Here is a 13,366-nt window from a genome sequence, read left to right on the forward strand (position 1 = left end):
AACCTGGGCTTTATGTATCTACAAGGAAAAGGCGTAGCGCAAAGTGATGAGAAGGCGGTTGAGTATTACCGGTTGGCCGCTGAACAGGGATATGCAGATGCTCAGTACAACCTGGGCTTTATGTATGAACTCGGAAAAGGTGTAGCGCAAAGTGACGAGAAAGCCGTTGAGTATTACAAGTTAGCTACTGAGTACGGACAAGCTCGCGCTCTACTCAACCTAGCTTACTGTTACTTTCAAGGGAAAGGAGTAGATCAAAGTTTTACAGAGACCAAAACTCTGTGCGAGCAAGTATTTAAAGACACAGAGTTCAGCTTTAAGGCCTATGAGCTGCACGATAGAACTGAGCGTTTTGAACAATCAAAGTCAATTAGCGCTTTGAGAGAGAGGATACTCTCCCACCTTCAAGTCAAAAAACATCGTACTATGACTCATTACACGTCTTTCGATGTGGGCCAGGCCATTTTACTGGAAAAAAGCCCTTTCAGGTTAGGCCATATCAACGCGGTAAATGACCCCAATGAGGGAAAGTTACTCTGGCAGGAATTAGGTTACGAGCCGGAGGAAGGCAATCCGGTATTTATTGGCTGCTTTTTACCGGACAGCGACAGCCTGAATATGTGGCGCTTTTACAGTAAAAACCATTTAAATGATGATGCCTGCGGCTGCGCCATTACTTTTAACACAGAGCGCTTTTTTGACTATCGATTACTGGAAGAGCAGGGCAACCACACAGAGCAAGAGGAAAGGATGCCGTCATTTGCCAATACCGGCCAGTCGCCTCAGGAAAGCGCTGCGTTCTACCGGGTTGTATATCTCAAGGATAATTTTAAGATACTGGGCGAGGGTGCCAAAGAGCTGCGAACTTACTTCAAAGACCTCAAAAAAGAAGTCGATATATTTGTTGGTAAGAAACCTACCCCTGAAAAATTACAAACGCTTGCCTGGCTGCTCGGCCCGCTGCCCTACCTGCTAAAAGACGCCCATTATAAGGATGAGCAGGAACACAGGGTGATAGTCACGCATCTGGACTATGGTGCAAAAGAAATTAAGAGCGAAGACCCCGACTTTGCCAACGGCACAGCACCGCGCTTATATCTGGAGCTGCACAGAGACGATCATCTGGCGCCGATTGAGTACGTGACGCTCGGGCCTAAAGCGCCGAACAAAGAGATGATGGCACCATACTGGCGCCATCAACTCGCCAGTAAGTTTGAATCGCAGCTTGCAAGACGCAAAGATAAACCGCTGAATATTCGCCCCTCGCGCTGCGCTTATAAGTAGTGCGAGGCATCTTCGGTCGTTGTGGCCGGGCGTTTAGCGCGCTCGACCACCAGCAGACCGCAGGCGACGGCGGCCGGTAGCCACATGGCCAGCCGGGCTCTGAGTAGCGCGGGTTCCATGCCCTGACGGCGGGCGCTGTGTATTAGTGCCTGTTCAAACGATATAGCCTGACCACAGTGGCTGAGTAAATCCGCCTGCCAGTGGGTGAGCGGCTGGGTGATCAGCCGATAGTTTTGCCGGGTCAGGGCGATATAACGGGTTTCTCTGCCAGGCAGGGTATGTGGCTGGGCATTTTCTAACTGCTCAACCATGGGCAGCAGATCATAGTCGCTGACCAGTAAACGCAGGCACGGTGGCACCACCAGATTGAGCGATGCGCCGCCGCCCAGCAGTTCAAATTCGTTCAGTACCAGCTCAGCTGGGGGCGTGTTTTCCAGTCCTTCGGCCAGCAGCACCTCAGCTTTGGCACGCTCGAACCGGGCTAGCTCCACGGGCACATCGAACATAGCACGCTGTTTGTCGTCGAATTCCCCCTGTGGCCGGGTATTAGCCAGAAAACTGACAAACGATTTACCCAGCGTATGCAAAGTGAATGACCGCGACGGTAAGGTCACGATATACGCCTTGGCAAACACCTCAAAGACGTCATCGCCCATAAAGGCGCAGAGCAGGGCAAATTCCCCTTTCAGGCACTCTACCAGTCGCATAACGTAGCCAGCAGCATAGATATCCACCCGACGCTCGGCAGGCAACTGTGGGGTCGATTTAACGCACTGTTCAAGTGTCAGGCCATCACGCTGGCCCGCTGTAAGCAACTTTTCAGGTAAGTCGCCACGAGAAATTAAAACGTGAGACAACCAGTGTTGCAATTGGCTGAGTTGTGGGGTTGAGTAGGTCATTTTGCTACCGGTTTTAAGCTGTGTGCCAGGTCTGTATTTTGATGCATTTCCCGTACCACAGGCGTTGAAAATTTCGCCATATCGCTCTGGTGCACGGCCTGCGCGGGCATCTCGCCATTAAGTACCCGCTTTGCCTTATTCAGCTCCGCCACCAGGGTGTCAAATGGCGGAATATTGGCGTCCCACTCCAGTAAGGTCGACACGCCGCCGGTCAGCTGTTGCGCCAATGCATAAAGCGCCCAGACTTGCTGCGGTACAGGCTGATCGTGGGTGTCAATCAGACAATCACCGCAATCACTTGGGCCCGCCAGATGGATCTGCACAATCTGCTGGTGGGGCAGGACACGAATATACGCCTCAGGATCAAAACCATGATTAAACGCACTGACAAACACATTATTGACGTCGAGCAAAATACCACAGCCGGTGGCATTCACCAGCTCGGTAAAGAAAGCCGGTTCACTCAGGCTGGAATGGCAATACTCCAGATAGGTAGACGGGTTTTCCAGCACAATCGGGCGCTCCAGCACTTCCTGCACTTGCTTAACCCGGCGGATAACATGGTCGAGACTTTCATCCGTCAGCGGCATGGGCAAAAGGTCGTGACTGTTTACCCCGGCTACGCCTGTCCAGCACAGATGATCCGACACCCACGCAGGCTGCACAAAATCGCTCAGTGCTTTGAGCTTGTTCAGATAGGTAAAATCAAGGGGATCTGTGCTGCCAATGTTCATCGACACGCCATGCATCACCATAGGATAGTGTGCTCTGAGAGTTTCCAGCACATAGCGGCCATAGCCAAAATTGTCTATGTAGTTTTCGCTGATGATCTCAAACCAGTCTACCGGCTTTTTTGCCGTGTCGTGGTCAATGCTCATCAGCTCAGGATAATGCTGACTGCGCAAGCCAACCCCAAATCCTAAGTTCCCGGTATGAGAAAAAGAGGCTGCGGCTTCGCGCCGCGCCTCCTCAGTATGGTTATCTGACATGGCGCTTCCTTATGTTGAAGGTGGCAGTGCCAGACGAATGTCATCCACTTCTGGTGGCGCAGGGATTTCACCGGTCTGCTCATTAACCAGATCGTTGGCATTACAATAAGCCTGCCAGGCAATCTTGTATACCGCGTCCCCTTCTTTGTAAGGCATCGGCGTAGTGTCAGTGCAATCCTGCTGTGGATCGCCGCCATCAGGCGTAACGTAGCTGATAGGTGTAAAGTTGTTGCCTTCATCAAAGCTAAACAACTGCATTTTATAGCCGTCGCTGTCGTCGGCAGGTAAGGATGGGAATAACTGCGAGGCAGAAATAGGCACAGCACAGCCACCCAGGTTATTACATTTGTTGTCGGCCGGGGCACTCTTAATGCCTTTAGCGCCACTGGCACCGCAACTGCCACCCGGTGTGGTGCTGTGAACAAAACCACAGCCGCCCTGGGCTTTACAATCGTTTGAACCTTTGCAGCTATGGAACACCTGGGCTGGTGGTAGTCCTGCATCCTCCGATCTATAACTCATACCCTGGCAGGCATGATACAACACGCCTTCTTCCTGCGGTGCAATGCCAGTCACCAGATCCGGTGCCATCCCGGTCGTTGCCCAGCAAATAGAAACACGGTCGCCAGAGCCCCCCATTGCAGGCCCGGGGAACTCATCCGTTTTCCCCGACCAGTAGCGGTCCAGCGCGGTTGTCAGGCCTTTAATGGTACCGACTGCCGACTGGCTGAACAGCTGGTGGGTTTCCACCTTGCTTTTTTCTGTGCTGCTGAGATTGTTCAGTGCAGCAACGATCTCATCAACCCCAGGTAAATCCGGGTGCTGCTCTTTTGCTTTATCACAGGTACCCGGATTCAGCATTTCCCTGTTCCAACGCTTGCCTTCGGCATGCCAGTCTTTCCAGGTTAGATACCTCTCTTGTTCTGAGTAGCTGGGATCACTGTATTTAACGATCAATTCCAGTGTTTGCTTGAAGATCAAGAAATGATCTTTGCGCTTATTCATGATCCGTGCACACGCCGATCCTGAAACGGGGTCTCCCGGATAATCCGCTTTAAGTGCGTTCTCATCAGGCTGATACTTCTCTTGCACGGTATGCGTATCTTCAGTCTTTTGCGCAAACAAACTGCTCAGGGCTTTTTGTGCCCAGGCTTCATGGCTCCATTGCTGGCAGATTGTTTCAACCACGCCCTGACCTTCGCCCTGATCGGTAATGGCATTGATGTTGTTGATAAGTTTAACTTTGAGCTCATCGTGGCGAGTATCATCCAGTTCTGGCGAATTCAAAGACCCGTCAACGCCAGGAAATTGTGCCTGGTACTCGTCATCGCCGGGGCGGACGTTAAAGTAGTCTCTTTGCACCGGTGTTGACCCTAACAGCGCATCGAGCAAAGACGTGCCATCGTCATACTGAATTTGCAGGTAGTTCCAGTAACACAGGTACATATGGCCGATAGAGCCAAACAGCGGCAGGTTGGTTTCAGTGTAGCTGGGTTGCCACCAGTCGAACGGGGCATTTTCAAAGTACTTGGGACGACCATCTGCACCGGGTTTGAGGTACTGAGGTGCAATAATTTTTTGCGCGTCTTCTTCGGTTTCTTCAATCAATAAAAACAGCAGCGCCTGCTCTTTGTTAAGTTCCGTCGCATTCACCCTGAGGTCCTGCAAACTTTCACCCTTAAAGTGGGCTTTAAAGTAATCCCTAACTTCAGGGCTCAGCTTATTCAGATCGCTGTCGCAGTCATTAAAATCCAGAATGTGCGGGATCATGGTCTGATTGTTGTAACACTGCCAGCCATATTTCTTATCGATCAGTGCCTCACTGGTAAAAGTCGGTGTAAGTCCGATCTTGCTAGCCATGTTAGAAGCCAGTTGCAGGTGCAGCATTTCTTCAACAAACACACTGTATACACCATTGAATACTTGCTCGTTGACTGTTAAGACATCCGTCGGTGTCGGCTTCACTACGGCGTCATATTCATCGAATCGCCCCTTTGGCACCGTACCAGCTGTTGCTGCCAAACCAGGCCACCAACGTCCCGGATATAACCCGGAGTTGTCACCAATCTGATGCATCCCATAAATGGAGTATAGGCCGGTCATATACAGAGGAATGGTAAATAGCTCAACGTTGATAGCCGCCTGCGCGATGGCTTTCACACACGAGATATCAGCAGCCTTGTAATCAACGCTACGCGCTTTTATCTCTTGCTCTTGTTGCTTTGAAATTCTGAGTTCGGGCTTAATGATTTCTTTCAGCCCGCTCAATACGTCTTTGTTAATTGGTTCGTTCATGAACTTGCTCCTTCGTGACGGTAACCTGCTGCCTGTGGTTTACTTCACAGCAGCAAAGCCTATAAAAGGTAGTTCACGACAAAAGAAATTCCTATTACATCCTATTACTCTTAAATAGTGGGTGTGTGGCAGAAAGGTTATACAGAAGCAAATCAGTATTGTAGTTCAAGCCATAGCTACTGAAAGCTAACGGGGCAATAGAGCGTAAAGCCCCTTTACACTCTATTGCCCAGACTCATCAGAGAAGCGACTGCGCAATGCGCTTATATTGACGTCGATATGCGTGCAGCAGAGGTTCAGTATAGCCATTCGGCTGTGCCTTACCTTCCAGCACTAACGCCAGAGCAGCCGAAAAGGCGAGGTTCTCTTCTATGTTTTCGCCACTCATTGGTTGGTATTGAGCGTCATGACGATTCTGCTCATCAACGATTTTTGCCATACGCACAAAAGTGCGCTTAACCTGCTCCTCCGTGCAAATACCATGGTGCAACCAGTTGGCAATGTGCTGACTTGAGATACGCAAAGTTGCTCTGTCTTCCATCAGGCCAACATGGTTAATGTCGGGTACTTTCGAGCAGCCAATGCCCTGATCTATCCAGCGCACCACGTACCCCAGGATCCCTTGTACATTATTGTCCAGCTCAGTTTGGATCTCTTCATCGCTTAGCTGGCGACTGCCCAGTAACGGCGGTGTCAGCAGGTCATCGAGGCTTGCCATCTGCCGCTGAGCAATTTGCTGCTGGAGTGTGGCAACCTTCACATCATGATAATGCATGGCATGCAAAGTGGCCGCCGTCGGAGAGGGTACCCAGGCGGTATTCGCACCAGATTTAGGGTGTGCCAGCTTTTGCTCCATCATCAGCGCCATTTTGTCTGGCATTGGCCACATGCCTTTGCCTATCTGTGCCTTACCCGCAAAGCCAGAACTCAGACCAATATCCACATTGCGGTCTTCATATGCCGCAATCCACGGCTGTGCTTTTATCTCGCCTTTGGGTAATACCGGACCAGCCAGCATAGACGTGTGGATCTCGTCACCGGTTCTGTCCAGAAAACCGGTATTAATAAATACCACACGAGCGTGAGCCGCGTTGATACAGGCCTGCAAGTTTACAGATGTACGGCGCTCTTCATCCATAATACCCATTTTCAGGGTGTTTTCTGGCAATTTAAGCAACTGCTCTACCGCACTAAACAGCTCGTCGGTAAAAGCCACTTCTTCCGGGCCATGCATTTTTGGTTTAACGATATTCACGCTCTGCGCAGAGGAATTCTTAAGCACACCATCACCGTGTAGATCGTGCAGCGCGGCGGTTGCGGTGATCACCGCATCGACTATCCCTTCGAACACCTCTTCGCCTTGCTCATCCAAAATGGCTGGCGTGGTCATCAGGTGGCCAACATTACGCACAAACATCATGGCACGACCTTTCAGGCTTAGCGTCTGACCATCTGGCGTCAGATAGGCTTTGTCGGCATTCAGTGAACGGGTAACTGTTTTACCCGCTTTTTCAAACTGCTCTTCTAGCGTCCCCTGCATCAGGCCCAGCCAGTTGCGGTAAACCTGTACTTTATCTTCGGCATCCACGGCCGCGACAGAATCTTCACAATCCATAATCGTAGTCAGAGCGGACTCCAAGATGATATCTTTGATCCCGGCTTTATCCGCCTGGCCGATCGGATCCTGCGGATCGATCAGGATCTCAAAATGCAGATCATGGTGTTTGAACAATAATGCCGATGGATTCTGGGGCTGCCCGTTAAATCCAACAAACTGAGCTGGGTCCGTTAATTTAGCCTGACTGGAGTCGTTAAGCGTAATCACCAGTTCACCCTGTACCACTGCATAATTGCTACTTTCGATGTGAGAGCCATGCGCAAGCGGTAAAATACGATCCAACAGCTGGCGGCCATAGGCCATTACTTTAAAGCCCCGGACTGGGTTATATCCACTGGAGCGCTCTGCGCCGTCTTCCTCGGGTAGCACATCGGTGCCATAAAGTGCGTCATACAGGGATCCCCAGCGCGCATTTGCAGCATTGAGCGCAAACCGCGCGTTACTGACCGGCACCACCAATTGTGGACCTGCAATACGGGCAATTTCAGGCTCAACGAGCGCGGTGGTGATAGTCTGCGCTGTAACATCAGGCACCAGATAACCAATTTCAGTCAAAAATGTCCGATACTTATCAGCATCCCAAGTAGGGTTGGCCAGATGGAAGTCATCAATTTGTTTTTGTAGTAGATCGCGTCTGGCAAGCAGCGCCCGGTTTTTGGGTGTGAGAGTGTGGATAATATTAGAAAAACCAGACCAGAAGTCGTCTGCGTTAATTTGGGTACCAGGCAGCAGCTCCTGATCGACAAAGTCAAACAGGCGGGTATCGATACGCAATCCGGCCTGTAAAATGTGAGAACTCATATGAGTGATCCTTGATCGGTTTTGAACGGGTCACTTTAAAATAAGCCAATTTCAGTAAAAACAAACCCTTTATCCCATTCACAGTAAATATACTGACAATAACAACTATAAATTTAAAAAATCAAACTGGTCGGTCTAGTGTTTATTTAAACGCCAGCTCGCACTCTCACACTCGCAACCTGGCGGACAAACATAAACCAGTTAGCTTAAACCCGTTCGAAGGAATTTTGTTATGAGCAGTTATACCTCTCAAATTGATCGTTTTACTACATTGTGCCAGTCTCAGGGCAATGCATGGCAGGGGATCAACCCCGAATTTGCAACCAGAATGCATTTACAAAACCGCTTTAAAACGGGTCTGGATATCGCTAAATACACCGCAAAGGTAATGCGTGAAGATATGGCAGCTTATGATGCCGACAGCAGTCAGTATACGCAGTCACTGGGTTGCTGGCATGGCTTCACGGCTCAGCAAATGATGATGGCCATTAAGCGCCATAACAAGACCACAAAGCGCTCTTACGTGTACCTGAGTGGCTGGATGGTTGCCGCGCTTCGCTCTGAATTTGGTCCACTGCCAGATCAAAGCATGCACGAAAAAACCGCGGTGCCTAAGCTGATAGAAGAAATCTACACCTTCTTAAAACAAGCAGATGCCCGAGAGCTTGACCACCTTTATAAGGCACTGGATGAGGCTAAAGCACAGGGCGGTGACGTACAGGCAATCACAGCACAGATAGATAACTTCGAAACTCACGTGGTACCAATTATTGCCGACATCGATGCCGGTTTTGGTAACGAGGAAGCCACCTACCTGCTGGCAAAACAAATGATTGAAGCGGGTGCGTGTGCCATCCAGATTGAAAACCAGGTATCAGATGCCAAACAGTGTGGCCACCAGGCCGGTAAAGTCACCGTGCCTCATGAAGATTTCCTTGCGAAAATCAATGCGGTACGTTACGCATTCTTAGAGCTGGGCGTAGAGGATGGCATTATTGTCGCCCGCACAGACTCTCTGGGTGCCAGCCTGACGCAGAAAATCCCGGTCTCTAAAACCCCAGGCGACCTGGCCAGCCAATACAATGCGTTTCTCGACACCACAGTTATCTCAGGTGCAACCGACCTGAACGAAGGTGATATGGTCATAAAACAAAATGGTGAGCTATGTAAGCCAGTGCGCCTCGACAATGGCCTGTATCAATTCAGAGAAGGCACTGAAAAAGACCGCGTTGTACTGGATTGTGTGACCAGCTTGCAATCAGGCGCCGATCTGTTGTGGATAGAAACTGAAAAGCCCAATGTGGAGCAAATCGCGGAACTGGTAAACCGAGTCCGTGAGCAGGTGCCCAACGCTAAATTGGTCTACAACAACTCACCGTCATTTAACTGGACGCTGAAATTCCGCGAGCAGGTATATGCAGAGTGGCAGGCACAGGGCAAAGATCTATCGACCTACCCGGATCCAACCCAAGATCCTAAAGCCCTGATGTCTCCTGAGCTGGATCAATCGGAGCTGGCAGCAGAAGCCGATGCTAAAGTACGTACCTTCCAGCGTGATGGTGCCGCTCAGGCGGGTATTTTCCACCACCTGATCACCTTGCCGACATATCACACTGCCGCACTGAGCACAGATATTCTGGCTGAAGGTTACTTTGGCGACCTGGGTATGCTTGCCTACGTACGCGACGTTCAGAGGCAGGAAATTCGCCGCGAGCAGGCTTCTGTAAAACACCAGGACCTGGCCGGCTCAAATATTGGCGATACACATAAAGAGTATTTCAGTGGTGAAAACGCGCTGAAAGCAGGTGGTGAAGCCAACACCATGAACCAGTTTTAATTGTCATATAGTTCCTTAATCAAGCGAGGGCCTGCGGGCCCTTTTTAGATCAGATTCTTACTACTTCTCATTCCTGTATCATAGCCAATGGCAGCACAACTCAACGACCTAACGCGTGTTGTCGTTTGATTTGACCCTCTATATTTCAACCAGATAAACCCCAGATCAGAATTTTACCCGCCCGTATATACTCACCCGAATGAATGGATCAAGATTTTATTAGCTAAGGGACTTTCTGTGTCTGCCAGGAAGGAGGGCAGGAAAAGTGAGTAAAACCACCGTGTTTTGGCTCAAAAATCGAAAAAAGCCACCAATTTCCAGCTGAAAAATTCGACTAGTTGCAATAATAAACACGGCTCAGGCCACATTTTTACTAACTCTGATGTCTATAAATCAGAATTTTACTAAGTCCGCACATGGATAAAACAGGATTTTACTAACTAGGTAGCCAATAAATCACGATTTTACCAACTCAGCGTTCTGTAAACCCCCTTTACAGATCCATATTTGCCCCACAATTATTGCATACTCTGAAAAAAGTCTTATGTACTACTAAGAAATTATGAAAAAAATACTGCTTCAATCTGCTTTTGCGTTACTCAGTACAGTGACAGTAAATGCGCAGGCAACCAGCTCTACATTAACTCTGCAAGAGATTAAAAATCTCGAGCTGTCGGGCAATTACGAGCAGGCACTCAGTAGTTTGACCCCATTTTACACACACACTGATGCACAAAAACAATTAAAGGCGCGCCTTGTTGAAGCACAAATCTATCGTAAGCAGGGCAATCATCAGCAAGCGATTGATGCGTTAGACAGATTACCCAAGCAATTTCAGCTGGATGTCGACAGCCTGTTTCAGCTTTATAAGGAGCTGGGGATTAATTACCGACGTATGGGCAAGCTGGATGACGCTGAGCGCAACTACAGGCAAGCTTTAGAGACTGCTAAACTAATGAATAATAAGGACTTGATAGGTCAGAGTTATTCAAATCTCGGAACCTTGTATGACTACAAGAATGAAATGGCAATGGCCATGCAGTTTCAGCTTAAAGCCAGAGATGCGCTAAAAGGCAGTCAGCTTCACAGTGTGGTCGCAAACAACTTTTATAACCTGGGTGATATGGCAATGCGCTTTAACGACCTGGAGCAGGCCGAATTCTTCTTTACTAAAGCCCTGGTAGCAGACAAGAAATCGGGTGAGCTGAGTAATATTGCCGGCACGGCGCTGAGACTGGCTCAGGTCACATTTAAACGCAAAAATTACTTGCTGGCTGTAGAAAAAACCACTGAGGCCATTGAGCTGCTTGAACAAATTCCGGCGAATGTCAGCCTGGCGCGTGCCCATAAGCTAATCAGCCAGGCCTATCTAAAGCTGGAAAAAGGAGCCAAGGCTGAGGAGCATGCTAAGTTATCGATGCATTACGCCGCTCAAAGTGATAACCAGATACAGCGTTTCTATGCCCACGTCATTATGGCCCGCGCCTATTTATATCAGCATAAACCAGAACTGGCCCAGCCCCACTACGAGTGGCTGACACATTTTATGGATGTAGAAAATGAGAACTCTCATATGTCTCAGGTTTACTATAACCTCAAGGCCAAATACGATTTTCAGCAAGGCAACCACCAGGAGGCGTATGAAGCCCTAAGCCAGGCAAATACCTTTTTTGCCCAGAATATAGAAAAGGCCAATTCAGAGCAGGCACTGACTCACAAACGCACTATAGATACCGTCATGCAGCAGCAACGTTTGGATGACTCTGAGCATCATCGTAAGCTCACAGAAAGTCAGCTGCGTAATGCACAACTGATGCAGCGCATGTGGCTGTTTGTTGCCCTGACCTGTCTGTTGCTGGGTATTTTGATCACCTATATTTTATTCAGTAAAAACCGTACTACGCGCCTCAAGGCTAACCTTTACCAGCAAAACCTTAAACAAAAAGATCAAATGCTGGCAGATATTTCTCATGAACTGAGAACGCCGCTAAGCGTGCTTAAGCTACACATAGAGGCACTGGAATATAACCTGCTGGAAGACGACACTCTGGCATACAGCAAGATCAATGAAAAAATATCCCAGCTAAACCATCTGATCTCAGACGTTTATCAACTTTCTCAAGCTGATAACCAGGCAATGGTGATCAATAATCAACCCTACTGTACCCGTACACTCGCAGACAGTTATTGCTACGACATCAAGCGGATGGTGCAAAGCAATGATCTACACTTTAGTGCCGATGTTTCAATACCTACCAATGCCAGCGTGTTGATCGACAAACCTAAGCTGGACAGGGTAATAGATAACCTGGCGAAAAACGCCTGCCTGTACACAGATAAACCGGGGCAGGTACGTCTGAAAATCCGGCAAAGCTGTGAGGGACTGATCATTCAATTGGAGGATTCATCACCGGGTGTGTCTGACACTGAAAAGCCACGCTTATTTGAGCGTTTATACCGGGTAGAAAGCTCGCGCAGCCGAGCAACCGGCGGGTCAGGTCTGGGGTTATCCTTATGTAAAAGCCTGGTGGAGTCCATGTCAGGAGATATTGAATTAAGAGATAGCAGACTAGGGGGGCTCTCTGTGCGGGTAACATTATTTGCCGCTTCAGCCACAGCTAAGGTAAAAGTGCCACAGACCGCAGCACAGATTTAGTAACCCAAATGCCTGATATAATGTCAGGCATTTTTTTAGTGCTTTATTTAATCATACTTATCGTGCTTTTTTAAAACAGGTAAGATTAAAAAACACTCGCCTGGTACTAAAGTCTGGTTATATCAAACCATCTGTATATTGACATTTTTGTATCGCTAAATCCGCTATCGCTTCACAGATCCGACCTCGATAAAAATCGCCCCACAACTGATCCGATCAGGTGTGACGAGGGTACTCCTCCATTTTCTTTCCACAATGATTGGTTTTAATAAGCAATATACACGGGAGGAATGGTCTATGACACAGCGAACTATGAAACACAATGAATGGGTAAAAATTGTTGAATCCAGACATCGTCAGAAAAAGCAAAATACGACAGTAAAAACCACTTTACCAATCTGGTCTATGTTGTTGGGTGGCTTTATCATACTTTCAGCTGCATGGACCTACTTTGTTGATAGCTCACCTGAAGACATTCAGATTGCGGCAATTGATTCAAGTGCTCAAAAACGCATTACACGCTACTTTTCTAAGCAGTTCATGATGGGCAGCTGGAAGTTTAATAATATTGATTTTAAAAGCGGCGAGCTCAATGTGTTTATTCAGATCCCAACTAAATTGGCAATGTCTGAAAGCGAAGTGAAAGAGTATATTCGTAACTCTCTGTGCCCAGCAGCCAACAGTCGTGTTTGGCAAGATGTACAAAATAACGACATGTATATTTACCTCTATACAGACATGCCACGCAGAGGCAAATACGCCTTGTGTAATAGCTGATCATACCAAATGCGAAAAGGGCCTGAGGGCCCTTTTTTATTATCTGCGACACGCTTATAACTCCCCCTCTTAAATACTCACCGCTTTTTTAGCCACTGTACTATGAAAAATGATAACCTTTGTTGACTGGTGTATTATGAATTTACTTTCCAGCATACTCCCAGTTCTTATGAATTAAGGAAAATCAGTAATATAAAATGAGTGACCAAC

At 48.4% G+C, this 13,366-nt stretch carries 8 protein-coding genes; 4 read left to right on the forward strand and 4 right to left on the reverse strand.

Going from position 1 to position 13,366, the window contains the following annotated elements:
- On the forward strand, nt 1–1,284 hold a 1,284-nt coding region (locus CWB99_RS22955; protein WP_249332076.1), incomplete at its 5' end, for a tetratricopeptide repeat protein.
- Here CWB99_RS22955 and CWB99_RS22960 read toward each other — a convergent pair.
- The 4 genes from CWB99_RS22960 to CWB99_RS22975 form a co-directional block, all read right to left on the reverse strand.
- Nucleotides 1,275–2,183: an HvfC/BufC N-terminal domain-containing protein gene (locus CWB99_RS22960; RefSeq protein WP_138553542.1), complete on the reverse strand. Its 909-nt coding sequence runs from the start codon at nt 2,181–2,183 to the stop codon at nt 1,275–1,277. The two genes, CWB99_RS22955 and CWB99_RS22960, sit on opposite strands and share 10 nt — an antisense overlap.
- The gene (bufB, locus tag CWB99_RS22965; RefSeq protein WP_138553544.1) at nt 2,180–3,172 is read right to left on the reverse strand and encodes an MNIO family bufferin maturase; all 993 of its coding nucleotides are present in this window, start codon (nt 3,170–3,172) and stop codon (nt 2,180–2,182) included. The genes CWB99_RS22960 and bufB overlap by 4 nt, the downstream gene beginning before the upstream one ends.
- Before the next feature lie 9 nt (nt 3,173–3,181).
- Nucleotides 3,182–5,467, reverse strand: a complete 2,286-nt coding sequence (locus tag CWB99_RS22970; protein ID WP_138553546.1) for a ferritin-like domain-containing protein — start codon at nt 5,465–5,467, stop codon at nt 3,182–3,184.
- Between the two features lie 238 nt (nt 5,468–5,705).
- Nucleotides 5,706–7,886, reverse strand: a complete 2,181-nt coding sequence (locus CWB99_RS22975) for a malate synthase G (protein ID WP_138553548.1) — start codon at nt 7,884–7,886, stop codon at nt 5,706–5,708.
- 232 nt (nt 7,887–8,118) lie between these two features.
- Between CWB99_RS22975 and CWB99_RS22980 the strand changes: the two genes are divergently transcribed.
- The 3 genes from CWB99_RS22980 to CWB99_RS22990 all read left to right on the forward strand — a co-directional run bounded on the left by CWB99_RS22980 (nt 8,119) and on the right by CWB99_RS22990 (nt 13,156).
- Nucleotides 8,119–9,723, forward strand: a complete 1,605-nt coding sequence (locus tag CWB99_RS22980) for an isocitrate lyase (protein WP_138553550.1) — start codon at nt 8,119–8,121, stop codon at nt 9,721–9,723.
- Between the two features lie 562 nt (nt 9,724–10,285).
- On the forward strand, nt 10,286–12,379 hold the full coding sequence (locus CWB99_RS22985) for an ATP-binding protein (protein ID WP_138553552.1): 2,094 nt from the start codon (nt 10,286–10,288) through the stop codon (nt 12,377–12,379).
- Nucleotides 12,380–12,676: 297 nt separating this feature from the next.
- A complete protein-coding gene (locus CWB99_RS22990) occupies nt 12,677–13,156 on the forward strand; it encodes a hypothetical protein (RefSeq protein ID WP_138553554.1) in 480 nt (159 codons plus the stop codon).
- The last annotated feature ends 210 nt before the right edge of the window (nt 13,157–13,366 follow it).

It is taken from the genome of Pseudoalteromonas rubra, from assembly GCF_005887095.1.
GTDB classification, from domain to species: domain Bacteria; phylum Pseudomonadota; class Gammaproteobacteria; order Enterobacterales; family Alteromonadaceae; genus Pseudoalteromonas; species Pseudoalteromonas rubra_E.